The sequence below is a fragment of the Herbihabitans rhizosphaerae genome (assembly GCF_004216555.1).
Lineage (GTDB): Bacteria > Actinomycetota > Actinomycetes > Mycobacteriales > Pseudonocardiaceae > Herbihabitans > Herbihabitans rhizosphaerae.
The window spans coordinates 243,226-266,198 of the sequence record NZ_SGWQ01000009.1 but is presented as its reverse complement, the minus strand read 5'-3'; the positions used below and the strand labels follow the sequence as shown (position 1 = coordinate 266,198).

Sequence of the window (22,973 nt, the reverse complement as noted above, 5' to 3'; positions counted from 1 at the left end):
CCGGTAGGCTCGCCGGGGCCCTGGGGGTCGTACGGGGGCTCATCGCCGCCCTTTGCACATGATCATCGACGAGGAAGGAGCGGCGAGTTCGTGTCTGCCCAGAAGACCTCGCCGAACACCTCTGCGCCGGACTCACTGGTCTCCACTTCCGCCCACGTTTCCGTTCAACGGCCACTGCGCGCCTGGCAGCGTCGGGCGCTCACCAAGTATCTCGCCGCGAAGCCGAAGGACTTCCTCGCGGTGGCGACACCGGGCGCCGGCAAGACGGTGTTCGGGCTGCGGGTGGCCGCCGAGCTGATCGCCGACCGGACGGTCGAGGCGGTCACGATCGTGGCGCCCACCGAGCACCTCAAGCACCAGTGGGCCAAGGCGGCGAACGCGGTCGGCATCCCGGTCGATTCCAACTTCTCCAACTCGGCCGGCCAGACCTCGCGCGACTTCCGCGGTGTCGCGGTCACCTACGCGCAGGTGGCCGCGCACCCGACCCTGCACCGGGTGCGCACCGAGAACCGCAAGACGCTGGTGATCCTGGACGAGGTCCACCACGGCGGCGACGCGAAGTCCTGGGGCGACGCGGTGCGCGAGGCGTTCACGCCGGCCGTGCGCCGCCTGGCGTTGACCGGGACGCCGTTCCGCAGCGACGACTCGGCGATCCCGTTCGTCACCTACGAGCCGGACGGCGCCGGGTTCCAGCGCAGCAAGTCCGACCACTCCTACGGGTACTCCGACGCGCTGCGCGACGGCGTGGTGCGGCCGGTGATCTTCCTGGCGTACTCGGGCGAGGCGAGCTGGCGGACCAGCGCGGGGGAGGAGTTCACCGCGCGCCTCGGCGAGCCGCTCACGGCCGAGCAGAACGCCAGGGCGTGGCGCACCGCGCTGGACCCGAACGGCGAGTGGATCCCGTCGGTGCTGTCGGCGGCCGACGTGCGGCTCAACCAGTTGCGCGCGGCCGGTGTGCCGGACGCCGGCGGGCTGGTGATCGCCTCCGACCAGACGACCGCGCGCGCCTACGCCAAGATCCTGCACCGGCTGACCGGGACCGAGCCGGTGGTGGTGCTGTCCGACGATCCGAAGGCGTCCGGCCGGATCGCCGAGTTCGGCGAGTCCGACGACCGGTGGATGGTCGCCGTGCGGATGGTGTCCGAGGGCGTGGACGTGCCGCGGCTGGCGGTCGGCGTGTACGCCACGAGCGCGTCCACCCCGTTGTTCTTCGCCCAGGCGGTCGGGCGGTTCGTGCGCTCGCGCAGGCCGGGCGAGACGGCCAGCGTGTTCCTGCCGAGCGTGCCGGTGCTGCTGGAGCTGGCCAGCGAGCTGGAGGCCGAGCGGGACCACGTGCTCGGCAAGCCGCACCGGGAGAAGGACGGCTGGGACGACGAGCTGCTCGCCGACGCCAACCGCACGAAGGACGAGCTGGGCGAGGAGGAGCGGGCGTTCGAGACGCTGCACGCCTCGGCCGAGCTGGACCAGGTGATCTACGACGGCTCGTCGTTCGGCACGGCGGCGATGGCCGGCACCGACGAGGAGCAGGAGTACCTCGGGCTGCCGGGGCTGCTGGAGCCGGATCAGGTGCGCGCGCTGTTGCGGCAGCGGCAGGACAAGCAGCTCTCCGACCGGTCGGCGCGGCCCGCCGCACCGGAGCCGGCCGAGCCCAAGCCGCAGAGCGTGTCGGAGCGGATCGCCGGCCTGCGCAAGGAGCTCAACGCGCTGGTCGCCATGCACCACCACCGCACCGGCAAGCCGCACGGCGTGATCCACGGCGAGCTGCGCCGCTCCTGCGGCGGCCCGCCGACCGCGATGGCCAGCCTTGATCAACTCGAGGAGCGCATCGCCACCTTGCGGTCCTGGTAGCCGTAGATAACACGAGCGGGCGGAACCGCTGGGTCCGCCCGCTCGCGTGGTGTCAGTGGTGCCGTCAGGCCGGGGGCGTCTCCGCGCCCTGCTGGATGTCCGCCGCCAGCTCACGCAGGCGCGCTTCGTGCGCACGCGCGTGGTGGTTGCAGAACAGCAGCTCGCCACCCGATGGAAGGATGGCGCGAACCTTCGCGGCGGCACCGCAGCGGTCGCAACGGTCAGCAGCGGTCAGCTCGGGGCGGGTGAGCGTTGTGGTCATGGGGATCTCCCTCCGTCCCGGCACCGGTCTCCCGGTGCCCGTGTCTCCGCGTGCCCGTCGGCACGGGAGGCCTTGCACTGCGACCACAGCGATCAGACTCTTCGCGGTGCTCGCATCCTCCACTCTTACAGACGCACGAGACATCTTGAGTGTTCCAAGCCGTCTTGGCGTGCCTCGTTACAGCTGTTTAACCCAAATGCCCTAGCGCTATTCCCGGAATGCAGGATCGCAGTATGTGGTCATTTCGACGCTCGGTAACCGGAAGCGGCATCCCCGCACCGCTACTCTTCGTGATCGGCGGCGCGTCGATGTACGTCGGCGCGGCCGTCGCGGTGCTGCTGTTCGCCGAGGTCAACCCCGCTTCGGTGGCGTGGCTGCGCTGTCTCGGCGCCGCGATCGTGCTGTTGGCGTGGCGGCGGCCGGGCCGAGAAGCCTGGCGGGGCAGGGCTTTCTGGATCGCTGCAGGGTTCGGCTTGGTCACCGCTGTGATGAACATCGCAATCTACGAAGCCATCGCGCGTCTACCCCTTGGGACGGGAGTGGCGCTGGAATTCGCCGGGCCGATCGCGGTGGCGGCCGCCGGGTCGCGCACGCGGCGTGACATCGCGGCGGTGATCATGGTTACTCTGGGTGTCATTCTTGTGGCGGACGTCCATTGGGCGGGAGCGCCGCTCGGCGTCGTGTTCGCTCTCAGCGCAGCGGCGTGTTGGGCCGGTTACATCGTCCTCGGCAAGCGGGTGGCCGATGCCGGCAGCGGAATCGACAGTCTGGCGGTCGGCTTCGCGGTGGCCACCGTCGTGCTGTCGCCGCTCGCGGCCGGCACCGGCGCGGTGTGGACCTCGCCGACGTTGCTCTTGCTCGGCATCGGGGTCGGCGTGCTGTCCACCGTCGTGCCGTACTCGCTGGATCAGGTCGTGCTGCGGCGGCTCGGGCACACCAGGTTCGCCCTGCTGCTGGCGCTGCTGCCGGTGACCGCCTCGGTGATCGGCTTCCTGATGCTGGCCCAGGTGCCGAGCCTGATCGAGGCGCTCGGCATCCTGGCCGTCGTGGTCGGCCTCACCCTGCGCTCGCGCGGACCCGAGCCGCACCCGGATCCGCCCTAGAACGTCAAACTCGCCGTGCTCCTGGCCGAAACTTAGCGATCGATCCATTCATGTTTCGCGTACTTTAGCCCGCTAAAGTCCGCGAGCAGAGCCCCGTGGAGGCGGTCGAGAGGTCTCAGGTGCGCGCGATCCATCGGCCGGCGCGCTCGTCGAGCGTCGGCGCGTGGCCGGGTAGCGGGGTGGTGGTGGGCGGCAGGCGCAGCCCGTCCAGCAGCAGCGTCAGGTATCGCTGGCGCAGCTCGCCGGTGCGTGCGGCGTCGGGAGTGTGGATCGACGCGATCTGCTCGAAGATCACGCCGAGGTCGGCGTCGCTCACGTCCGGCCTGATCACTCCGGCCTGGAGGGTGCGGCGCATCAGCTCGGCGTTGAGCTTGCCGGACCCGACGGCCAGCTCGTACAGCTCCTTGGACGGGGTGAACGTGCCGGCCAGCGCGATCGTGATCGAATGCGTGTCCGCCTCGACGACGCGGCGCATGAACGTCTCGAACGCCTGCCACGGATCGCCCTGGTCGGCGACCGCGTCCTCGACGATCGCGATGTAGGTGGCCAGGCCGTCGCTACACAGCTTGTGCAGCAACGCCTCCTTGCTCGGGTAGCGGCGGTACAGCGCGGAGATGCCGACGCCGGCCTGCTCGGCGACCTTGGCGATCGGCGCGGACGGGTCGGCCACGAACACGTCGCGCGCCGCCGCGACGATCAGCTCGTCGTTGCGGGCGGCCTGGGCCTTGCGGCCGCTGAGCGGGGGCGATTCGGTCATCGCACACCTCCGGGAACATAGCGTTCTGTTCTGGATGCGAGTGTAGGGCGTGCGACTCGCGCACGCCCCACACCCGCTTGATCAGTGCGCCTGGCGTGCCGTGCGGGGGAGCAGGAAGCCGAGCGCGAAGGTCACCGCGGTCAGTCCGATCGCGATCACCGTGATCACCTCGGCGGCGTCCACGAACCGGGCCACGCCGGACACGCCCGGCACGCCGACGACGGTGAAGAACACCGTGCCGAGCACCGCGATGCCCAGCGACGCGCCGAGCTGCTCGACCGAGGTCAGCAGGCCCGAGGCGGAACCGACCTCGGCGTCGTCCAGGTCGCCGACGATGATGTCGAACAGCGGCACGAAGATCATGCCCATCCCGAAGCCGAACACCGCCAGCGGCGCGATCAGGTGCCCGGTGCCGACCGCGTCCGACGCCAGCGAGAACACCAGCAGCAGGCCGCCGAGCCCGACGCCCATCAGCGCGAGCCCGAGGTGCAGGATCCGCCGTCCGAGGCCGGCCAGCGCGGTGGCGCTCAGCGCGGAGCCGATGAACGCGCCGACCGCCCACGGCGCCATGGTCAGGCTGGCCTGCAGCGGCGAGTAGCCGAGGCCGAGCTGCAGGAAGAGGCCCACGGCCAGGGAGAAGCCGGTGATCACGCCGAAGAACGCGACCACGAACGCGACACCGGAGGAGAAGGATCGCTTGGCGAACACCGACAGCCGCACCAGCGCCGGCCGCCCGCCGCGGTTGCGCCGCGCCTGGTTCACCACGAAGCCGCCGAGCACCGCGACCGAGCCGGCCAGCATCACGAACGACCAGGCCGGCCAGCCCAGCTCGTGGCCCTGGGTCAGCGGGTAGACCAGCAGGAACATCCCGGCCGCGGCCAGCAGCGCGCCCTTGACGTCCAGCCGCTCGCCGCGCGCCACCGGCTCGCTCGACGGCAGCACCCGGCCGCCGACGTACAGCGCGAACGCACCGAGCGGCAGGTTGATCAGGAAGATCATCCGCCAGCCGGCGCCGAACAGGTCGGCGTCCACCAGCAGGCCGGCCACCACGGGCCCGAGCACCGTGGCCAGGCCGATCACCGGTCCGAGCGCGGCGAACGCCTTGCCGACCTCGCGCCCGAACAGCTCCCGGATCAGCCCGAACGACTGCGGCACCATCACCGCGCCGAACCCGCCCTGGAGCACCCGGGACACCAGCAGCATCTCCGGCGACGCGCTCAGCCCGCACAGCAGCGAGGAGGCGAGGAAGCCGATCACGCCGACGACCATCATCCGCTTGCGGCCGTACATGTCTCCGAGCCGGCCGCCGACCAGCAGGCCGACGGCCATCGCGAGGGTGTAGCCGGCGGCGATCCACTGCAGCGTGGAGGTCGAGCCGCCGAGGTCGGCGCGGATGGCCGGCGCCGCGATCGTGCCGACCGTCGAGTCGAGCAGGTTCAGCAGATCGGCGGACAGGATCGCGAACAGGCCGAGCCACCGGCGGGGGTGGGGTGCCGGCTGGACCTGCTCGGGCGCGGCGTCCGGCGTGATCACCGGCGAGGCGGCCGGTGCGTCGAGTGTGGCGGTCATCGGGTCCTCCATGAAGCGGAACGGAATGTTCGATTCCGACTCTAGCAGAACGGAACGCTTCATTCCAAAACTGACTTCAAGATCTTTGAGGCGATCCGGCCTCGGCCACCTGGCAGCGCCACGTCGCGAGTTCCGCGCCCTGCGCCGGCGAGTCCCGCGTTGGAGCTGCGTGAGCGCGGGACTCGGGGTGTCTGAGCGCGGGACTCGCGGGCGGTCGCCTGGTGGCACCTTCGGGGAAACGCAAGCCTTTTCGGGCTCGCGCGAAATTGATCGGCGCTCGGGTGACATTGCCGGGAATTGTCGAGAAGTAATCTTTTGTCGACGGCTTCCAACAGCTACGCTGCGGCGCGATCCGGATGTTGATTCTGTCCGAGAAAGGACCGTTCCCATGCGCAGAAAGCTCGCCGCCACCGTTGTCGCCGTCACCGGAACCGCTCTCGCACTGGCACTTCCCGCGACCGCGCAGGCCGACGTGAAGCCGAAGGAGAACGACCCGGTCGAGACCGTGGCGGCACCGGGATCGGTGCAGGCGCTGGTCACCAAGCTGACCCACGCACAGGCCACCTCGCGGTTACGCGCGGCCGGGATCACCTGGTCCTCCAGCGGCAACTGCAGCGACCGGAACAACCCCACCTGCACGTCGTTCAGCCAGGTCAACCTGGCCACGATCCAGGGAGCCGAGACGCTCAAGAAGGCGAGCGGCTGCGCGCTGAACATCACCGGTGGCACCGAGACCGGGCACGCCAGCGGCACCTACAGCCACTGGAACGGCTACAAGCTCGACTACAGCCTGTACACCTGCGTCGGCAATTACATTCGGAACAACTTCAGCTATATCGGTGGCAACAAATGGAAGTCCGGATCGGGCAACATCTACTTCCTCGAGAGCAATCACTGGGACGTGACCTACTACAACTGCGGCGGCTGCTGATCCCACGCACAAGAAAGGCCACCCGCAGCCGTGCGGGTGGCCTTTCCGTGTCAGCTGAGGATCATTCCAGGTAGTCGCGCAGCACCTGGGAACGGGACGGGTGACGCAGCTTCGACATCGTCTTCGACTCGATCTGCCGAATGCGCTCACGCGTCACGCCGTACACCTGGCCGATCTCGTCCAGGGTGCGCGGCTGGCCGTCGGTGAGGCCGAAGCGCAGCCGAACCACGCCCGCCTCGCGCTCGGACAGCGTGGCGAGCACCGACTGGAGCTGGTCCTGCAGCAGCGTGAACGACACCGCGTCCACGGCCACCACGGCCTCGGAGTCCTCGATGAAGTCGCCGAGCTGGCTGTCGCCCTCGTCGCCGATCGTCTGGTCCAGCGAGATCGGCTCACGCGCGTACTGCTGGATCTCCAGCACCTTCTCCGGCGTGATGTCCATTTCCTTCGCGAGTTCCTCGGGGGTGGGCTCGCGACCGAGGTCCTGGAGCAGCTCACGCTGGATGCGGCCGAGTTTGTTGATCACCTCGACCATGTGCACCGGGATGCGGATGGTGCGTGCCTGGTCGGCCATCGCGCGGGTGATCGCCTGCCGGATCCACCAGGTGGCGTACGTGGAGAACTTGTAGCCCTTGGTGTAGTCGAACTTCTCCACCGCGCGGATCAGACCCAGGTTGCCCTCCTGGATCAGGTCGAGGAACGCCATGCCGCGGCCGGTGTAGCGCTTGGCCAGCGACACCACGAGCCGGAGGTTCGCCTCCAGCAGGTGGTTCTTGGCGCGCTCGCCGTCACGGACGATCCACCGCAGGTCGCGGCGCATCTGCGGCTGGAGCTTCTCGCTCTCGTCCTCGGCCTTGCGCACCCGCTCGGCCGCGTAGAGGCCGGCCTCGATCCGCTTGGCGAGCTCGACCTCCTCCTCGGCGTTGAGCAGGGCGACCTTGCCGATCTGCTTGAGGTACGCGCGGACCGAGTCGGCGGAGGCGGTCAGCTCGGCGTCCTTGCGGGCCTGCCGCAGCGCCTCGGACTCCTCCTCGTCCCAGACGAAGTCGCCGTCCTTGGTCTCCTTGGTGTCCTTCGGCTCGACGACCTCCTCGGTCACCGCCTCGTCGACGACGTCGACCTCGATGTCCTCGAGATCCTCGACGTTCGGCGCGGCCTCGGCGTCCTCGGGCTCCTCGCCCTCGGCGGCGCCGGCGGCGTCGACCTTCTTGGTCGGATCCGCCTTGTCCTTCGCCGACGACTTGCGAGTGGTCGTCTTCTTCGCGGTCGTCGTCTTCCGCGCGCCCGACTTGGCGGCCGTGCCCTTATCGGCCGTCTTGGTCGCGGTCCTCGCCTTGGCGGAGGTCTCGGCGTCGGGATCCGACTTCGCGGGTGCCTTCTTGGCCGAAGCGGCCTTGGTCTTGGCGGCGCTCGCCGAAGCCGTGGAGCCCCGGGTCGCGGTTCGTGCTGCGGCTGCCACGTACGCCCTTTCACAACGGTCAATCACGGCCACCCAGACCTATCGCCGTTGGGGGTTACAGCGTCTGGTTTGCCGGGAGTTCGGGGAAGCCCGACGGTCCTGGAACCGTGGGCACTGTTCCATTGTAACGACGTCGAGCGGCGGCTTTGGACCGATAGCGGTGATCGACTCGCATTCGGCCCTGTTAGCCCTGGTGACGGAGGGTGTTTCCGGTCAGTCCGACTTGCGCGCGCCGGCCGCCACGGCGGCACCCACGATGCCCGCGTCGTTGCGCAGCTCGGCGGCCACGACCTTGGTGCGCACGGTCAGCAGCGGCAGCCACTTGTCGGCCTTCTTGCTGACCCCGCCGCCCGCGATGATCAGGTCCGGCCAGAGCACCGTCTCCAGCGCGTTGATGTACCGCGACACGCGCTTGGCCCAGTGCTCCCAGGAGAGTTCCTTCTCCTCCTTCACCGAGGCGGCCGCGCGGGTCTCCGCGTCGTGCCCGTCGACCTCGAGGTGGCCGAACTCGGTGTTGGGCACCAGCGTCCCGTCGACGAACAGCGCGCTGCCGATGCCGGTGCCGAACGTCAGCAGCACCACGACGCCCTTCTGATCGCCCGGCCAGCCGTAGTTGATCTCGGCGATGCCGGCCGCGTCCGCGTCGTTGAGCACGTACACCTCGCCGGGGTCGCGGCCGAGGCGCTCGGCGAACAGCGACGCGGCGTCGGTGCCCTTCCACGAGGGGTCGATGTTCGCGGTGGTGTGCATCGTGCCGTCGCGCACCACACCCGGCATGGTGACGCCGACCGGCCCTGTCCACTCGAAGTGCTCGACGACCTCGGCCACCACGTCGGCCACGGCGTCCGGCTTGGACGGCTGAGGCGTGGGGATCCGGTGCCGCTCGTCGATCAGCTGCCCCTTGTCGAGGTCGACCACTCCGCCTTTGATGCCCGATCCGCCGATGTCCACACCGAACCCACGGCTGGAGCTCATCCGGTGGTCCCCTTCTGCATTGAGTTGAACGTTGCACGGAGAATAGCGGGGTGGGAGCACAGGAGCTTGATCTGCTGCGGGTGGCGGTGACGGTGGCGCGCGAGGCCTCCTCGCTAGTCGAGTCGTCGAGGTCGTCGGCCATCACGGACGTGGACACCAAGTCGAGCGAGACCGATGTCGTGACGGCCGCGGACAAGGCCGCCGAGCGCCTCGTGCGCGACCGGCTGGCCGAGCTGCGGCCGGGCGAGCCGGTACTCGGTGAGGAGGAGGGCGAGAGCAGCGCCGGCGCGCCGGCCGGGGGAGTGTGCTGGGTCGTCGATCCGATCGACGGCACGGTGAACTACCTGTACGGGTACCCCTGGTACGCCGTGTCGGTCGCCGCTCAGGTGGACGGCGTGTCGGTCGCGGGTGCGGTCGTCGAGCCGGCGAGCGGCCGGGTGTGGACGGCCGCCCGCGGCGAGGGCGCGTGGCTGGACGACCGGCCGCTGCGCGTGTCCGGCGCCGACCGGCTGGATCTGTCACTGGTGTCGACCGGGTTCGCCTACCGTCCCGAGCGGCGGCGCCGGCAGGCCGCGGCGATCGCCGGACTGCTCGGCAGGGTGCGCGACATCCGCCGGGCCGGGGCGGCGTCGCTGGACCTGTGCGCGGTGGCCGCCGGGTGGGTCGACGCGTACGCCGAGCACGGGCTGTCCCGGTGGGACTGGGCGGCCGGCGCGCTGGTCGCCGAGGAGGCCGGCGCGATCGTGCGCGTGCCCGGCGACGGGTCCGACGGCCTCGGCGCGGAGGCGATCATCGCGTCCGCGCCGGGCGTCGCCGACGAGTTCCACACCGCTCTGCGCGAGGTGGGCTTCGGTGTTGTCTAGCTCGGGCAAGGTCGCCGAGTCGGCTCCGCCGACGGCCGGTGGTGACGTTGAGTGGGTGGTTGCGGCCGCGAGGTGGTGGCTGGGTTTCGTGGGTGGTTCAGCCACGCCTCCTCCGAGACAGTGGGCTCGTTCCTCGCCCTCTGTCTCTCCGTCACCGTAAGGGCGACCGCCCTCGCAGAAGCGTGCGACCTCGGCGTGGCTTTCGATCGGCGCGGTCAAGCGGGCCGAGTGGCGTAGCTCGGCGAGTGTGACACTCGCTCAGGCTTTGATCACTTCGTACAGGGCGGTCCAGTTCTCGGTGCCGCGACCGGCCGCGATGGCCCGGTCGTACTGCGACTTGACCGCCTCCGGCAGCCCGACGTCCACGCCGACGGCCTCGCTGGTGCGCACGATGTGCTCGGCCGTGGCGCCCATCATGATCGCCGTGTTGAGATCGCCGGGGTGCTCGCCCTTCTCGAGGCTCTCGGCCAGCTCGTGCCCGGTGCCGATCATCGCCGGGATGGCGGTGAGCGTCTTGAGCGCGCCGGGCAGGAAGTCGGCCGCGGGCACGCCTGCCGAGGTGATCAGCGCGGTGGCGTGCAGCAGGCTGGACAGGCTGGTCAGGAACACGTCGAGGTGGGCCTGGTAGAAGAGCTGGGCCAGCCCGTGGTCGGCGCCGACGTACCTCGGCTCGCCGATCACCTTGAGGACCGGCTCGTGCTCGTCGAGCAGCTCTCGCGGACCGCTGTAGAACACGTACGCGTCCGGCGTGCCGATCATGGGCGGAGGCACCATCGCACCGCCGGTCAGGAAGGCTCCGCCGTGCTTCTCGGTCCACGCGGCCGCCTCCCTGGACGCGTCCGGGGTGTCCGAGCTGAGGTTGGCCAGCGTCTTGCCGGCCAGCCCGTCGGTGGCCGGCCCGAGGATGTCGTACATCGCCGGATAGTCGGTGAGGCTGAGGATGATCAGCTCGCCGGCCGCGACGGCGTCCGCCGGCGTGGCCGCCAGGGTGGCGCCCTGGGCGACGAGTTCGTCGGCGCGGCTCGCGGTGCGGTTCCACACGGTGACCGGGTGGCCGGCGCGGATCAGGGCGGCCGCCATGGCCCTGCCCATCGGGCCGAGGCCGATGACCGTGACGGGAGTGGTGCTCAAGAAGTGCTCCTTCGATCGGTGTCGATTTTCATCGTCCGGGAGCACATTCGCCTTGACAAGTACCCACTAATTAGTTCAATACTTACTACTTGGTAAGTATTGGACGACACGGGAGAGATCGATGACCTCGAACCCCAGGCGCGGCCCGTACATCTGCGGCATCGACGCCGCGATGGACGTCGTGACCGGCAAGTGGAAGTCGCTGATCCTGTGGGAGCTGGACAACCACGGCACGCGGCGGTTCGGCGAGCTCAAGCGCGGCCTGCCCGGCGTCAGCGAGAAGATGCTCATCCAGCATCTCCGCGAGATGGAGCAGGACGGCCTTGTCCACCGCGAGGTGTACCGAGAGGTCCCGCCGCGTGTGGAGTACTCACTCACCGAGCACGGCACGACGTTGAACGACGCGCTCCGCCCGCTCGGGGCGTGGGGAACGAAGCGCAGCCAGCGGCTCGCCGCGGAGCACGAGCTGGTGTCCTAGCAGCGAGCCTGGCGGGCTCCGGCCAGCAGCGCGCCGTCGATGGTCGGCGCGGCGCCGGCCTGCTCCTGCAGGCCACCGCGCTGAGCCGGGTGCTTCTGCCCCCACTCGGTGAGCTGCTGGAGCACCTGGCGCGCCTCCGGCTTGGGGCGCAGCTCGTCGAACTTGCCGCCGACGGCCAGATCCACGGTCGCGTCCTGCCGGTCGTCGCGCACCAACTCGGCGCACGGCTCGATCAGGCTCAGCGTGCGGGCGGCGGACGTGCCCTGGTGCCCGAACCGGATCTGCCCCCGGCAGTCCATCTCCATGTCGCCGTTGAGCGGCTTTGCGGTCTTGTCGAAGCCGAGCGCCTTCAACGCCTCGGACACCGCTGCCGCCTGGCCGCGCTGCCCGCTGCCGTTGACCACACGCACGACCGTCTGACTCGGCACCGCCGGCGTCGTGCGGTCGAGCGCGTCATCGGCCAGCGACTGCCCGGCCGGCACCGGCGGCTGGCCCGGCGCGGTGCTCGTGGGCACCGGGCACTTCCGGGACGCGACCGGCTGGTCGGTATCCACGACCTTGATCCACACGATGGTGGCGCCCACCCCCAGAAGGACGAGCAGCAGCAGCGCCGGAAGCGGCTTCCGCTTCCGATACCGCTGGGACTTCCCGCCCCACGTCACGCCTCCGGCCGCCACTGACCCGTCCTCCCTGAGTCGCCACCCGACAGCGAGCCCTACACCCAAGACAATCTTCCCTGATCAGCTTAGGCGTTGCAGCCGCGTCACGCGGAGTTGATACACCGTCCGTGTCATGGCCGCTCGCACCTGCGACCACGTGGACGCGGACAGTGATACCTGATCGCATCGCACCACGTAGCTGACACTCCGGCAAGAGTTCCAAGTTGTGATCGACATGCTTCGTTATCGTCACGATGTCCGCCGTTCAGACCGAAACACACCCAGTCGGGTGAGCCGGCGCGGGAACGGCCGCGGCATGAGCTACCCTCTGCGGGCTCCCGTCGGGGAAGATCCCTCGCGAATCGATTCCGAAACGGTCAGGTCGCACGAGACGACCGTCACGTGAGACGGCGGGCACAAACTGGCTTGCTGGGACGTTGACCAGCGGCACAAGACGAAGTCGGCGAAGTTGCAGGGGTGAACAAACATGGCTACCGACTACGACGCTCCGCGCCGGAGCGAGGCCGACGACCTCGCCGAAGACTCCCTCGAGGAGTTGAAGGCGCGGCGTAACGAGACACAATCCGGGGTCGTCGATGTTGACGAGTCGGAGACGGCGGAGAACTTCGAGCTGCCCGGTGCGGACCTGTCCGGGCTGTCCGGAGAAGACCTGACCGTCAAGGTGGTGCCCAAGCAGGCGGACGAGTTCACCTGCTCCAAGTGTTTCCTGGTGCACCACCGCAGCAGGCTCTCCGAAGAGCGCAACGGCGAGTACATCTGCCGCGATTGCGCATGACACGTTTAGCCGAGCTGCTCAGCGATCCGCGGTGAGCAGCTCGGCGAGGCGTTTCGGCGACCGAGTACTGAACAACCAGTACGGCGTGGGGTCGTCCGGGTCGGTCAGGTGCACCCGAACGAGTGGACGGACCCACCCGCGATGCAGCACGTACGCGGCCGGGTCCAGTTCGGGTCCGAGGGCCCGGCGTTTGGCGACCCCGTTTCGTCCGCCGTCGATCACCTCGACCTCGCCGACGAACCGCAGCGGCAGGTGCGCCTTACCGACCCACAGCTCCTCGTCGCGCACCTCGACCTTGGCGCGCCCGGCGAGCAGCAGCACGAGCACCGTGGCGGACACCAGCACCGCGTACGGCAGCCAGGCGCGCACGCCCGGGTAACCCATGTGGACCTCGAGCGCGAGCAGCGCCGCGGCCAGCAGTGGCAGCGGCCAGCCCCACCACGACACGTACAACCGCTCGGAGTACGCGGTACTCACGCCCGCACCCGTTTTCGTCACGGGGATAAGGGTAGTCTCGCCGCCCGTGCCCACCGTCGAGGTTCTGCTCCGCCGTCTTGATCCCGGCATTCCGGTCCCGTCCTACGCCAAGCCCGGCGACGCGGGCGCGGACCTGGTCACCACGACCGACGTGCGCATCCCGCCCGGCGAGCGCGCCACCGTCGGAACCGGACTGGCGATCGCCCTTCCCGACGGGTACGCAGGATTCGTGCACCCAAGATCGGGCCTCGCCGCCCGCGTCGGCCTCAGCGTGGTCAACACGCCGGGCACGATCGACTCGGGATACCGGGGCGAGATCAAGATCTGCCTGGTGAACCACGACCTGAGGGACGCGATCGAGCTGCACCGGGGCGACCGGATCGCCCAACTCGTGGTGCAGCGGGTGGAACACGCGATCTTCCGCGAGGTGACCGACCTCGGGGGTTCGCACCGTGGTGACGGTGGGTACGGCTCCACCGGAGGCCACGCGGCGCTGACCGGTGCGCCGGCGTACGAGACGGAGGACTAGTGGGACTTTTCGGGCGTGGACGGCGCGAGCGTGACAACGTGGACGAGCCGTTCGAGGACGACCTCGATCGCGGGGAGAACGACGAGGCCGGCCCTGGCGAGTCCGGGGCCTGGGCCGCCGACGGTCCCTACGACGAGTCGGAGGCGCCCGACGACGACCTCGGCCGGCTGGACCTCGGCTCGATCCTGCTTCCCGTGCCGGACGGCGCGCAGCTCCAGGTCGAGATGGAGCAGGAGGGCGCGGTGCGCGCGGTGCACGTGCTCACCCCGCACGGCCAGCTCACCATCAACGCGTACGCCGCCCCTCGGACGGGTGGACTGTGGGACGAGGTCAGCGCGGAGCTGTCCGAGCAGTTGCGCACCGACGGCGCGAGCGTGCGCACCGCCCGCGGCGAGTGGGGCACCGAGCTGCTGGCCGCACTCGGCGACGTGTCACTGAGGTTCATCGGCGTGGACGGACCGCGCTGGATGCTGCGTGGTGTGGTCGCCGGTCCGCCGGAGTCCGCCGACGCGGCCGGTGCGGCGCTGGTCGACCTCGTGCGCGGCACGGTCGTGGTGCGCGGTACCCAGCCGATGCCGGTGCGCACCCCGCTGCCGATCGATCTCCCCGAGGCGATCGCGTCGCACATCGCGCAAGCGCAGGAGGAGTAGTAGCTCAGACTCGCCCGCCGGCGCGCAGCCAGGCCAGCACCGTCGCGCGGCCGAGGGCTTCCCGGTCGTGGCCGACGATGTCCAGGCGGGTGGTGGACACGGCCGCGCGGGGGAGGGCCTTGGCCCAGGTGTGCGCGACAGCCGCGGGGTGCACCGGGTCGTCGGCGCAGGTGGCGATGCCGGTCGGCATGTCGAGGGTGGCGAGTTCGGCGAGGGTCGGCGCGGTGTGTGTGGCGGCCACGTCGAGTGACTCGGCCAGGGCGTCGCCGTAGCGGTGCCACGCCCTGGTCAGCTCGTCGGCGAGCCAGGGGGCCACGCCGTCCACGGCGATCGCCAGGGCGCCGTCGAGTCCCTGATCGCGTACGGCGTCGGCGGACAGCTGTGCCGCGGTCGCGGCCGGCGCGCCGTTCGGCGGTCCGTTCCAGGCGGGGAGTGCCGCGAGCAGGCCGAGACAGCGGTTCGGGTTGGCCACCGCCCACTGGGCGGCGAGGTGCGCGCCCAGTGACACTCCGCCGACCAGCACGGGCGGCTCGGCAGCCTCGAGCGCGGCGAGGAATTCCTCGGCGAGCCGGGGGCCGGCGACCGGCTCCGGCGCGACCAGGCGCACCCCGATCGCGGCCAGCGGCACCTCGAACGCGGCACGCACGAACACCTCGTCGGACCCGGTGCCGGGCAGCACCACGGCCGTGCGCGGGACGGGCGTCCCTGTGCCGGTGGTCACGTGTCAATCTCCTCTACGAACGGAGGGGTGAATGATGCTCGCACGCGGCTACCCTTGCGAATGCGAGGGCCGGAGTCGGGGCCGGCCCGTTGACTGTCAGGAGCTTTGATGGCGACCAAGGGGGACAGCCGCTGGCGTCGCCTCGTGCGGAAGCTGACCAGCGATGTCGAGGAGCTCGACGCCGACGACCTCTCCCAAAAGGCGGAGGCCAGCGGTGCCCAGCGCGCGTGCGACTGCCGGTCCGGCGAGGAAGTGACCGTCTTAGGCCGCCTGCGCACCGTGGAACTGTCGCCGAAGGACGCGACGGCCACGCTCGAGGCGGAGCTGTTCGACGGCACCGAAGGCGTCACACTAGTCTGGCTCGGACGGCGGCGGATCCCGGGAATCGAGCCGGGCCGCACGGTCAAGGCCAAGGGCCGGATCGCGGTGCGTGACGGGCACAAGGTTCTCTACAACCCCTACTACGAGTTGCAGACGGCTACATGAGCGACAAACACGACAGCGCCGACGACCAAGGCGACGACCGCGAGCCCGGCACACTGCTGGAGCAGATGGGCGGGATCGGCGGCCTGATCTACTCGTCGGTGCCGATCGTGGTGTTCGTGCTGGCGAACACGCTGTGGGGGCTGATGCCGGCGATCTGGTGCGCGCTCGGCACCGCGGTGCTGATCACCGTGGTCCGCATGGTGCGCAAGGAGCCGCTGCAGCCGGCGATCTCCGGGTTCTTCGGCGTGGCCATCGCCGCGTTCATCGCCTACCGGACCGGGTCGGCGAAGGGCTTCTTCCTGTTCGGCATCTGGGCGAGTCTGATCTACGGCAGCCTGTTCCTCGCTTCGACGCTGGTGCGCTGGCCGCTGGTCGGCGTGATCTGGTCGTCGCTGAACAGCCACGGCAAGGGCTGGCGCGCCGACCGCAAGTCGGTGATCGGGTACGACATCGCCACGCTCACCTGGGCGGCGGTGTTCGGCGCGCGGTTCATCGTGCAGCGCTGGCTGTACGACACCGACCAGACCACGCTGCTCGGGATCGCCAAGCTCGCGATGGGCTACCCGCTGATGATCGTCGCGCTGCTGGTCACCGTGTGGGCGGTGCGCAGGGCGGACAAGCGGCGGCACCTGCTGGAGTCCGACAAGGAGCCGGAGGAGTCGGACGACGAGGCGGAGGCGCGGCTGCGGTCCAAGTACGGCGACCCGGCCGCGGCAGAGCACTGACCTGCTGGAGGGCTGAGCGGTGAACACGTTCGTGTGGGTGCTGCAGATCCTGCTGGCGGTGGCGTTCCTCGGGGCCGGTCTGGCGAAGGTGATCACGCCTCGGGCCAAGCTGGCCGGCCCGATGCCGTGGGTGGACGATTTCGGCGACGGCTCCGTGAAGGCGATCGGCGGCCTCGAGGTGCTGGCCGCGCTCGGGTTGGTGTTGCCGGCTGCCACGAAGATCGCGCCGGTGCTCACGCCGCTCGCCGCGGTGGGGATCGGCCTGCTGATGATCGGCGCCGGAATGACGCACGCGCGCCGCAAGGAATGGTCGAACCTCGGCGCGAACGTCGGTCTCCTGGTGCTCGCCGGCGTTATCGCCTGGGCGCGATTCGGCCCCTATTCGCTGTAGCGCACCGTTCTCGGTGCCTGTGTCACCTCTCCATCATCACGTCGGCCACGACGATTCGGATGGTGGTGGTAGCTCTCCTGACTGCTCCGCTCGTGAGCCGTCAGAGTGTAGTGAGATCGTCGCTGGACGTTCACGCGGAGGAGCTAGTCGCCGACACCGCGTTAGACTTACGGTTACGTAAGCGTAGGAAGATCACTCGGTACGCCGAAGAGTCGAGGTTGAACTTCATGACAACCGTCCTCGAGGCGTCACCGCCTCCGCCTGCCAAGGACAAGAAGCCGATCACCGACGGCCAGCGCTCGATCGGGCAGTACATCGCCGTCAAAGCCTTCGTGATCATCCCGCTGCTCGCCCTGATCACCGCTGTGCCGTTCGCCTGGGGCTGGGGCCTTGGCTGGACCGACATCGCACTCGGCGCGGGCTTCTTCGTCATGAGCGGCCTCGGCGTGACCGTGGGGTACCACCGCCTGTTCACGCACGGCTCGTTCAAACCCAAGCGCTGGCTGAAGATCGTGCTCGCGCTCAGCGGCAACCTCGCCGTGCAGGGCACCGTGACCGACTGGGTCGCCGACCACCGCCGCCACCACGCGTTCTCCGACCGTGAGGGTGACCCGCACTCACCCTGGCTGTTCGGCACCTCACCCTGGGCGCTGGCCAAGGGGTTCGGGCACGCGCACATGGGCTGGCTGTTCGACCGCAGCAAGACCAACGTCGAGCGGTTCGCGCCGGACCTGCTGGCCGACAAGGACATCCAGGCCGTGGACAAGCACTTCGTGCTGTGGACGGCCACCACGGTGCTCGCTCCCGGTGTGCTCGGCGGACTGATCACCTGGTCCTGGTGGGGCGCGCTGACCGGGTTCTTCTGGGCCGGTCTGGTGCGCATCGCGCTGCTGCACCACGTGACCTGGTCGGTGAACTCGATCTGCCACATGATGGGCGAGCGCCCGTTCAAGAGCCGCGACAAGGCCGCGAACTTCTGGCCGCTGGCGATCCTGTCCTTCGGCGAGTCGTGGCACAACTCCCACCACGCCGACCCGACCTGCGCCCGGCACGGCGTGCTGCGCGGCCAGTTGGACATCTCCGCGCGGCTGATCTGGATCTTCGAGAAGTTCGGCTGGGCGACCGATGTCCGCTGGCCCACGCCGCAGCGTCTGGCCAAGCTCCGCACCGACTGACGCTCTCTGTGGCCGGCCGTTCGGGAACCGAGTCGCTGACGCCGGTTCCCGAACGACATGGAGCTAACTTCGGTCCGTGGAGCCGATCTGCTGCTTGATCCACGACAGGTGCGGGGCGATGCCCGTGTAGAGCGTCGTCGTGGCGCACTCGCCGTTGTTGTCGCCCGGGCCGTGCGTCTCGCCGACGAGCGTCCAGTTGCCGGAGGAGCCGACCAGCGCCGGCCCGCCTGAGTCACCGTGGCACGCCGAGTGGCCGCGGTCGCCGTCGATGCACACGTCGTCCCTGGCGCCGCCACCGGCGAAGCAGTCGCTGCTCGGCAGCACCGCGAGGTCGATCTCCTGCAGCGTCTCCGGGGTGTTGCAGTTGGGCCAACTGGTGCAGCCCCAGCCGATCAGCCGGGCCGTCGTGCCGGGGGACGGGTTGCTCTCCGCCATCTTGACCGGTGTGGACTGCGCGGGCGCCGACAGGTGCATCATGGTGAGGTCGGTTCCCGGCTTGCCGACGCGACGGTCGATCCGCACCGTCTCGCCACCGGAGCTGTGCTGTGTGGAGCCGACCCGGCCGCTGCTCGCCCCACCGCAGTGGGTGGCCGTCACGATCCACTGCGGAGCGACGAGGCTGCCGCCGCAGCCGTTGTTCAGCGCGACCATGAACGAGTACGTCTCGGTCGCGTCGTGCCCGCCTATGATCCTCGGCTGCGCCTGACCGCCCGGTCCGTCGCCCAGCGAGCCCGTCGATGCGTGGGCTACCTGACTTCCGGTGAGTAGTAGCGACAATCCGGCGGAAACACACGCAATGCGTATACCCACTCTAACGAATTTGCTTGACAATCTTTTCGGGGACATGCCGACTCCTTGCGATTTCGTCCGGGGTTTACCCGTTCGAGTCGCACGGTAAAGTCGCAGGTCAGGCCGCAGAAAGATGCTAAAGTCGTGAACGTTTAACGTTTAACTGGGGAATTGCAAGAGCTGGCCGAGGGCTTTAGCGGGGAAATCCGCCGATGTACGGGCATTGGCCGGAGCGTGCCGCGGCACCACGAATCTCACCGGGGATGGCCACGCCGTCGAGTGGTCGAGCCGTGAACGCGGCACGTCTCGGCATGACCTCGCCAAGCGTGCGCCCCATGCCGGCTTGATCGCCCCCGCTCGTTCGGCTCAACCGGTCGCGTGACTCGGTCAGCCAGGCGCGCTCGGTGGTGAACTTCCCGATCAGCCGTCGGACCGCGTCGTCGCCGCCGAGGACCGGTGAAGGCTGGAGTTGGCTGAGCCCTGTGATCGCGGTGCCGACACCGTCGCCGAGCTGAGTCAGCTCCGCGATGGCCCAGGCGCGAGGATCGTTGTCCGGTTGCCCGCCGGTCGCCCCGTTGATGTGCCCGACCGCTGTACAGAAGGCGACCGCCCATTCCGTCACCGGGGGAGCGAACGGGCCGGTCGGCAATGGTTCGGCGGGTGTGCCGGTCGCCGGCGTTGGCGCCTTCCGCGTATCCGAGGGCCGCACGCCGTCGGTCTGGCCGCAGGCCGCGAGCACACTGATCAGGCCGGCTACGGTGGCGGCAATGTGGACTCGGCTCACCATTTCTTGGGCCGCCCCTCCAACCCGGGGATGCCGCGCTTGACGAAGCTGCGTTGCACGTCTTCATCCTCGTCGCCAGCAGCCGGCGCCGGCCTGCTGCGCCGGGCCTGAGCTTGCTGCTCGCCGCCCCGCTGGGTCGTCGAGCCGCGCCTGAGTACGTTCGCCGGCGGCTCGTCGTCGGTGTCGTCGACCGGCCTGGGCAACCGCACACCCGCTTCGCGCGCGTCCTCTTCGATGCGGATCTCTTGGAGGTGCGTCTTCGCCCGCTCGAGCTGTCGCTCGCGTTCCTCGTCGGACAGGTCGCGATTCCACTCGCTGAACTCGCGGTGCGCCTCCCGGAACACAGCCTCGGATTCGGGCGAGGACAGCGCCGCTTTCAGGCTGGTCTTGCCGGACAGGACATCGCGTGCAAGTTGTCCGACAGGATGTTTGCGGTCCTCGGCGAGTTCGCGGAGCGTCTTGCGGAGAAATGCCTTGTCGTCGAGACCGAGGCTCATGCCCTGCAATGGGTCGTACGCCATGTCACCTCACCGCCGGGTGGTTGTAGTCCGTCGCCGGCATGGGAATGGGTCGGCTCTGGATTTCCGGCTCCATCGACTGAACGAATCCCATGACCCCGTGGATCGCCTTCTGAGTCGTTGTGAGGATGCGAGTGGCGTCCTGCCACAGGTCGACTATTCGCACGCATTGGAGAGCGGCGACGCCCCAGCTGATGGCGGTACCGACGCCGGTCCATATGAGGAAGCGTGAAGCAATGAGTGCGATGCCGGCGACGACCAGATTGTCAAGGAGACCCTTGAGTACGTCGGCCAGGCTCTTTGCTGCTTGCCAAACTCCACGCGCGATCTCCATGTACTTCTCATGGATACTGTTGGTCACAGTTCTGAGGCTGCGCAATGCCTTCAGTATGTAGTCGAAGTACTGGAGGGCGGCGTCGGCTGCGTTGCCATGCCACAGTGAGCCGACGTAGCTCATGCCGAATTTGATCTTGTCGTGCACCTCTTGAATCGCCTGACTCGTGTACTTCCACGTCATGGCGCAGCGTGCGTAGGATTCCCACTCGCCGGCGATCCACTTGGTCGTCTCTTCCAGCGGGTTGACTCTCACCGTGTCGTTGAGCACCTGGTTCATCCACCAGGTGGGGCTCATGAAATCGTCGACGATGTTGAAGTACTTGAGTGGGTCGGTGAACTCTTCTGGTTTCGGTGGTGGTGCTGGCAAATGCCGTCGCATGTTGTCGATGGTTCCTATCGAGTCCAGATTCACTGGACCAGCGGGTATTCGATCCAATGGCGGCCTTCCATCCATACTTCCTGGAGGATATGTGCGATCGAGCCGGCCGGCCGCCTGTGCATCGGTCCGTCGATAGAACTCGGCGGCACCGCGAAGTTCAATGGCAGACATCTCCAACGCTTGGCCGGCGCGACCGAGGGTCTGGGAAACCGCGGTTACTACCACCGTGTGATTGCCGCGGACCGCCTGGAGCCATCCTCCGGAGCCTTCGAACTGCATGAAGTGGTCAAAATACTGCTGGATCACCTTGACGCTGGTGGAAGCGGTTGTTATCAGCTTTCCGAACGTGTCGACGCCGTCGGGCTCCACCGAGAAACTCATTGGCGCTTGTCTCCGATCTGATACTCTGTACCCGTGGGGTACAAACACGCCGGGCCGGACGAATTCTTGCGGTTTCGCAAACAGGTCATCCTCGGTGTTGAGATCGGCGGGTTCTGCCTTGGCGTTCTTGCGCCGATCATCGCACCGGAACCGAGGTTCTTCGCGATCGCGGCATGCGGGTTGCCCGCACTGCTAGTCGCTGTCTCGGCGAGGTTCGCGCAGACGAAGCGGCAGTCGATAGTGCGTACGAGCGTCGCCGCCGGATTGCTTCTGTGCGCTGGCGCGTTGATGTACATATTCGGCCAGCTTCGTTCCTGAATCCCCAACACATAGACAGGCACGGTAGCAGGACCGTTACGTTGTGCAGTAGAAGTCAGCCAGAGCCCAGCGCCTTGCGGATGTCTCCTTCGACATTGGCCGACGCGACGAACAACAACTCGTCGCCGGCTTCCAGTGCATCGTCGGGTTGGGGCACGATCACCCGTCCGCCGCGCAGCACGGTGACCAGAGCGGCGTCGCGCGGCAGGTCGATGTCACGCACCGGCTTTCCGGCCCACGGCGTGTCCTCCGGCAGCGTCATCTCCACCAGGTTGGCCTGGCCCTGCCGCAGCGTCAGCAACTGCACCAGCCCGCCGACGCTCACCGCCTCCTCGACCATGGCGGCCAGCACCCGGGGAGTGGACACCGCGACGTCCACGCCCCACGCCTCGTTGAACAGCCACTCGTTGGACGGGTTGTTCACCCGCGCCACCACGCGCTTGACCGCGAACTCCGTCTTGGCGAGCAGCGACACCACCAGGTTGACCTTGTCGTCACCGGTCGCGGCGATCACCACGTCGCACAGCTGGATGCCGGCCTCCTCCAGCGAGGACAGCTCGCACGCGTCGGCCAGCACCCATTCTGCCTGCTCGACGGTGTGCGGCTCGAAGTTCGCCGCCTCCCGCTCGATCAGCATGACCTGGTGCTCGGAGCCGACCAGCTCGGCCGCGATCGACCTCCCAACCGCGCCGGCTCCCGCGATCGCTACCCGCATCAGTGTCCCTCCTCGGGCGGCGCCGCCGCCGCGGCCGTCGTGTCGCTGACCGTCCCGGACAGCGCGGCGACGTACACCTGGTCGTCGGCCTGGATCAGGGTTTTGCGATCGGGCAGCACACCGGTGCCGAACCGCATGACGAACGCCACCCGGCTGCCGGTCGCTTCTTCGAGCGCGGCGATGCTCTGGCCGACCCAGCCCTCGTGGTACGGCAGCGGCAGCACCGCCACCTTGCCCGTGGGGTCGCGCCAGGCGGCCGCGACGCCGTCCGGCAGGAGTGTCCGCATGAGACGGTCGGTGGTCCACGGCACGGTGGGCACGGTCGGGATGCCGAGCCGCTCGTAGACCTCGGCCCGCTTGGGGTCGTAGATCCGCGCGACCACGTGCTCCACGCCGAACGTCTCGCGCGCCACCCGCGCGGAGATGATGTTGGAGTTGTCGCCGTTGGACACCGCGGCGAACGCGCCGGCCCGCTCGATGCCCGCCTCGGTGAGCACCGTGCGGTCGAACCCGGTGCCGACCACCTGCTGACCGTGGAAATCGCTGCCCAGCCTGCGGAACGACTGCGCGTTCTTGTCGATCACCGCCACGGTGTGGTCGAGGCGCTCCAGGGCCGCGGCGAGCGACGCGCCGACGCGTCCGCAGCCCATGATCACCACGTGCACGACCTGCCTCCTCGAGAGTGTGCGCGGGACCGTAACTCAGTAACTGACACGAACCTACAGCCGCGCGGCGCGATGTGACGAGGTGACGGCATACGCTGTGCCA

Annotated in this window: 28 protein-coding genes; 13 read left to right on the top strand and 15 right to left on the bottom strand. The window is 68.9% G+C overall.

Translation table 11 applies throughout. The features are described from left to right. The first annotated feature begins 135 nt into the window (after window positions 1–135). Window positions 136–1,848: a DEAD/DEAH box helicase gene (locus EV193_RS24835; protein ID WP_130347051.1), complete on the top strand. Its 1,713-nt coding sequence runs from the start codon at window positions 136–138 to the stop codon at window positions 1,846–1,848. Window positions 1,849–1,912: 64 nt separating this feature from the next. On the opposite strand, the gene EV193_RS24830 is transcribed toward EV193_RS24835, so the two are convergent. Next, window positions 1,913–2,110 (bottom strand): DUF7455 domain-containing protein, encoded by a 198-nt coding sequence (locus tag EV193_RS24830; protein ID WP_130346949.1) that lies wholly within the window; start codon window positions 2,108–2,110, stop codon window positions 1,913–1,915. A gap of 233 nt (window positions 2,111–2,343) precedes the next feature. On the opposite strand from EV193_RS24830, the gene EV193_RS24825 reads away from it, so the two are divergent. Continuing rightward, entirely contained in the window at window positions 2,344–3,213 is an 870-nt protein-coding gene (locus EV193_RS24825; RefSeq protein ID WP_242613640.1) for an EamA family transporter, read from the top strand. 115 nt (window positions 3,214–3,328) lie between these two features. On the opposite strand, the gene EV193_RS24820 is transcribed toward EV193_RS24825, so the two are convergent. After that, window positions 3,329–3,970 (bottom strand): TetR/AcrR family transcriptional regulator, encoded by a 642-nt coding sequence (locus EV193_RS24820; RefSeq protein WP_130346947.1) that lies wholly within the window; start codon window positions 3,968–3,970, stop codon window positions 3,329–3,331. A gap of 81 nt (window positions 3,971–4,051) precedes the next feature. Then, window positions 4,052–5,539, bottom strand: a complete 1,488-nt coding sequence (locus tag EV193_RS24815) for an MFS transporter (protein ID WP_130346945.1) — start codon at window positions 5,537–5,539, stop codon at window positions 4,052–4,054. A gap of 388 nt (window positions 5,540–5,927) precedes the next feature. On the opposite strand from EV193_RS24815, the gene EV193_RS24810 reads away from it, so the two are divergent. Further along, window positions 5,928–6,470 carry a hypothetical protein gene (locus EV193_RS24810; RefSeq protein ID WP_130346943.1) on the top strand — a complete coding sequence of 181 codons (543 nt, stop codon included), beginning with the start codon at window positions 5,928–5,930 and terminating at the stop codon, window positions 6,468–6,470. A gap of 61 nt (window positions 6,471–6,531) precedes the next feature. Here the strand turns inward: EV193_RS24810 and EV193_RS24805 are convergent, their stop codons facing one another. Both EV193_RS24805 and ppgK read right to left on the bottom strand, forming a co-directional pair. Continuing rightward, the gene (locus EV193_RS24805; protein ID WP_130346941.1) at window positions 6,532–7,956 is read right to left on the bottom strand and encodes an RNA polymerase sigma factor; all 1,425 of its coding nucleotides are present in this window, start codon (window positions 7,954–7,956) and stop codon (window positions 6,532–6,534) included. A 186-nt stretch (window positions 7,957–8,142) separates the two neighbouring features. Further along, window positions 8,143–8,904 (bottom strand): polyphosphate--glucose phosphotransferase, encoded by a 762-nt coding sequence (gene ppgK, locus EV193_RS24800; RefSeq protein WP_130346939.1) that lies wholly within the window; start codon window positions 8,902–8,904, stop codon window positions 8,143–8,145. Between the two features lie 50 nt (window positions 8,905–8,954). Between ppgK and EV193_RS24795 the strand changes: the two genes are divergently transcribed. Continuing rightward, window positions 8,955–9,767, top strand: coding sequence for an inositol monophosphatase family protein (locus tag EV193_RS24795; RefSeq protein WP_278044213.1), 813 nt, complete (start codon window positions 8,955–8,957; stop codon window positions 9,765–9,767). 258 nt (window positions 9,768–10,025) lie between these two features. Here the strand turns inward: EV193_RS24795 and EV193_RS24790 are convergent, their stop codons facing one another. Continuing rightward, entirely contained in the window at window positions 10,026–10,898 is an 873-nt protein-coding gene (locus tag EV193_RS24790) for an NAD(P)-dependent oxidoreductase (protein ID WP_130346937.1), read from the bottom strand. Between the two features lie 121 nt (window positions 10,899–11,019). On the opposite strand from EV193_RS24790, the gene EV193_RS24785 reads away from it, so the two are divergent. Next, window positions 11,020–11,376 (top strand): winged helix-turn-helix transcriptional regulator, encoded by a 357-nt coding sequence (locus EV193_RS24785; RefSeq protein WP_130346935.1) that lies wholly within the window; start codon window positions 11,020–11,022, stop codon window positions 11,374–11,376. Here EV193_RS24785 and cei read toward each other — a convergent pair. Then, window positions 11,373–12,053 carry an envelope integrity protein Cei gene (gene cei, locus EV193_RS24780; protein WP_130346933.1) on the bottom strand — a complete coding sequence of 227 codons (681 nt, stop codon included), beginning with the start codon at window positions 12,051–12,053 and terminating at the stop codon, window positions 11,373–11,375. The two genes, EV193_RS24785 and cei, sit on opposite strands and share 4 nt — an antisense overlap. 469 nt (window positions 12,054–12,522) lie before the next feature. Between cei and EV193_RS24775 the strand changes: the two genes are divergently transcribed. Continuing rightward, a complete protein-coding gene (locus EV193_RS24775) occupies window positions 12,523–12,831 on the top strand; it encodes a DUF4193 domain-containing protein (protein ID WP_130346931.1) in 309 nt (102 codons plus the stop codon). A gap of 18 nt (window positions 12,832–12,849) precedes the next feature. Here EV193_RS24775 and EV193_RS24770 read toward each other — a convergent pair whose 3' ends face one another. Further along, window positions 12,850–13,329, bottom strand: coding sequence for a DUF3093 domain-containing protein (locus EV193_RS24770; RefSeq protein ID WP_242613639.1), 480 nt, complete (start codon window positions 13,327–13,329; stop codon window positions 12,850–12,852). Window positions 13,330–13,354: 25 nt separating this feature from the next. On the opposite strand from EV193_RS24770, the gene dut reads away from it, so the two are divergent. Continuing rightward, window positions 13,355–13,837, top strand: coding sequence for a dUTP diphosphatase (gene dut / locus EV193_RS24765; protein ID WP_130346927.1), 483 nt, complete (start codon window positions 13,355–13,357; stop codon window positions 13,835–13,837). After that, window positions 13,837–14,487 (top strand): DUF3710 domain-containing protein, encoded by a 651-nt coding sequence (locus tag EV193_RS24760; RefSeq protein ID WP_130346925.1) that lies wholly within the window; start codon window positions 13,837–13,839, stop codon window positions 14,485–14,487. The genes dut and EV193_RS24760 overlap by 1 nt, the downstream gene beginning before the upstream one ends. A 4-nt stretch (window positions 14,488–14,491) precedes the next feature. On the opposite strand, the gene EV193_RS24755 is transcribed toward EV193_RS24760, so the two are convergent. Then, window positions 14,492–15,208 (bottom strand): alpha/beta fold hydrolase, encoded by a 717-nt coding sequence (locus EV193_RS24755; protein ID WP_242613637.1) that lies wholly within the window; start codon window positions 15,206–15,208, stop codon window positions 14,492–14,494. Between the two features lie 108 nt (window positions 15,209–15,316). On the opposite strand from EV193_RS24755, the gene EV193_RS24750 reads away from it, so the two are divergent. The 4 genes from EV193_RS24750 (at window position 15,317) to EV193_RS24735 (ending at window position 17,985) form a co-directional block, all read left to right on the top strand. After that, window positions 15,317–15,694, top strand: coding sequence for an OB-fold nucleic acid binding domain-containing protein (locus EV193_RS24750; protein ID WP_130346923.1), 378 nt, complete (start codon window positions 15,317–15,319; stop codon window positions 15,692–15,694). Continuing rightward, window positions 15,691–16,419: a DUF3159 domain-containing protein gene (locus EV193_RS24745; protein ID WP_130346921.1), complete on the top strand. Its 729-nt coding sequence runs from the start codon at window positions 15,691–15,693 to the stop codon at window positions 16,417–16,419. Before EV193_RS24750 ends, EV193_RS24745 begins: the two co-directional genes overlap by 4 nt. Before the next feature lie 19 nt (window positions 16,420–16,438). Further along, complete coding sequence (locus EV193_RS24740) at window positions 16,439–16,810, top strand: DoxX family protein (protein WP_130346919.1); 372 nt, start codon at window positions 16,439–16,441, stop codon at window positions 16,808–16,810. Window positions 16,811–17,037: 227 nt separating this feature from the next. Next, window positions 17,038–17,985 carry an acyl-CoA desaturase gene (locus tag EV193_RS24735; protein WP_130346917.1) on the top strand — a complete coding sequence of 316 codons (948 nt, stop codon included), beginning with the start codon at window positions 17,038–17,040 and terminating at the stop codon, window positions 17,983–17,985. Window positions 17,986–18,048: 63 nt separating this feature from the next. Here EV193_RS24735 and EV193_RS24730 read toward each other — a convergent pair whose 3' ends face one another. The 4 genes from EV193_RS24730 to EV193_RS24715 form a co-directional block, all read right to left on the bottom strand. Further along, a complete protein-coding gene (locus EV193_RS24730; protein WP_423202219.1) occupies window positions 18,049–18,795 on the bottom strand; it encodes a S1 family peptidase in 747 nt (248 codons plus the stop codon). Between the two features lie 172 nt (window positions 18,796–18,967). Continuing rightward, window positions 18,968–19,561 carry a hypothetical protein gene (locus EV193_RS24725; RefSeq protein ID WP_130346913.1) on the bottom strand — a complete coding sequence of 198 codons (594 nt, stop codon included), beginning with the start codon at window positions 19,559–19,561 and terminating at the stop codon, window positions 18,968–18,970. Continuing rightward, complete coding sequence (locus tag EV193_RS24720; RefSeq protein WP_130346911.1) at window positions 19,555–20,079, bottom strand: hypothetical protein; 525 nt, start codon at window positions 20,077–20,079, stop codon at window positions 19,555–19,557. Before EV193_RS24720 ends, EV193_RS24725 begins: the two co-directional genes overlap by 7 nt. 1 nt (window position 20,080) lies before the next feature. Beyond that, window positions 20,081–21,160, bottom strand: a complete 1,080-nt coding sequence (locus tag EV193_RS24715) for a WXG100 family type VII secretion target (protein ID WP_130346909.1) — start codon at window positions 21,158–21,160, stop codon at window positions 20,081–20,083. A gap of 45 nt (window positions 21,161–21,205) precedes the next feature. Between EV193_RS24715 and EV193_RS24710 the strand changes: the two genes are divergently transcribed. Next, window positions 21,206–21,490 carry a hypothetical protein gene (locus EV193_RS24710; protein ID WP_130346907.1) on the top strand — a complete coding sequence of 95 codons (285 nt, stop codon included), beginning with the start codon at window positions 21,206–21,208 and terminating at the stop codon, window positions 21,488–21,490. A gap of 55 nt (window positions 21,491–21,545) precedes the next feature. On the opposite strand, the gene EV193_RS24705 is transcribed toward EV193_RS24710, so the two are convergent. Then, window positions 21,546–22,205: a potassium channel family protein gene (locus EV193_RS24705; RefSeq protein WP_130346905.1), complete on the bottom strand. Its 660-nt coding sequence runs from the start codon at window positions 22,203–22,205 to the stop codon at window positions 21,546–21,548. Beyond that, window positions 22,205–22,870: a potassium channel family protein gene (locus EV193_RS24700; RefSeq protein WP_130346903.1), complete on the bottom strand. Its 666-nt coding sequence runs from the start codon at window positions 22,868–22,870 to the stop codon at window positions 22,205–22,207. The genes EV193_RS24705 and EV193_RS24700 overlap by 1 nt, the downstream gene beginning before the upstream one ends. Window positions 22,871–22,973 lie beyond the last annotated feature (103 nt).

Excerpts from the sequence above, each read along its gene's own strand:
- EV193_RS24725 (WP_130346913.1), bottom strand. The coding sequence starts at position 19,561 with ATGGTGAGCCGAGTCCACATTGCCGCCACCGTAGCCGGCCTGATCAGT.
- EV193_RS24705 (WP_130346905.1), bottom strand. The coding sequence starts at position 22,205 with ATGCGGGTAGCGATCGCGGGAGCCGGCGCGGTTGGGAGGTCGATCGCG.
- EV193_RS24785 (WP_130346935.1), top strand. The coding sequence starts at position 11,020 with ATGACCTCGAACCCCAGGCGCGGCCCGTACATCTGCGGCATCGACGCC.
- EV193_RS24830 (WP_130346949.1), bottom strand. The coding sequence starts at position 2,110 with ATGACCACAACGCTCACCCGCCCCGAGCTGACCGCTGCTGACCGTTGC.
- EV193_RS24745 (WP_130346921.1), top strand. The coding sequence starts at position 15,691 with ATGAGCGACAAACACGACAGCGCCGACGACCAAGGCGACGACCGCGAG.
- EV193_RS24735 (WP_130346917.1), top strand. The coding sequence starts at position 17,038 with ATGACAACCGTCCTCGAGGCGTCACCGCCTCCGCCTGCCAAGGACAAG.
- EV193_RS24810 (WP_130346943.1), top strand. The coding sequence starts at position 5,928 with ATGCGCAGAAAGCTCGCCGCCACCGTTGTCGCCGTCACCGGAACCGCT.
- ppgK (WP_130346939.1), bottom strand. The coding sequence starts at position 8,904 with ATGAGCTCCAGCCGTGGGTTCGGTGTGGACATCGGCGGATCGGGCATC.
- EV193_RS24775 (WP_130346931.1), top strand. The coding sequence starts at position 12,523 with ATGGCTACCGACTACGACGCTCCGCGCCGGAGCGAGGCCGACGACCTC.
- EV193_RS24820 (WP_130346947.1), bottom strand. The coding sequence starts at position 3,970 with ATGACCGAATCGCCCCCGCTCAGCGGCCGCAAGGCCCAGGCCGCCCGC.
- EV193_RS24720 (WP_130346911.1), bottom strand. The coding sequence starts at position 20,079 with ATGGCGTACGACCCATTGCAGGGCATGAGCCTCGGTCTCGACGACAAG.
- EV193_RS24825 (WP_242613640.1), top strand. The coding sequence starts at position 2,344 with ATGTGGTCATTTCGACGCTCGGTAACCGGAAGCGGCATCCCCGCACCG.
- EV193_RS24815 (WP_130346945.1), bottom strand. The coding sequence starts at position 5,539 with ATGACCGCCACACTCGACGCACCGGCCGCCTCGCCGGTGATCACGCCG.
- EV193_RS24750 (WP_130346923.1), top strand. The coding sequence starts at position 15,317 with ATGGCGACCAAGGGGGACAGCCGCTGGCGTCGCCTCGTGCGGAAGCTG.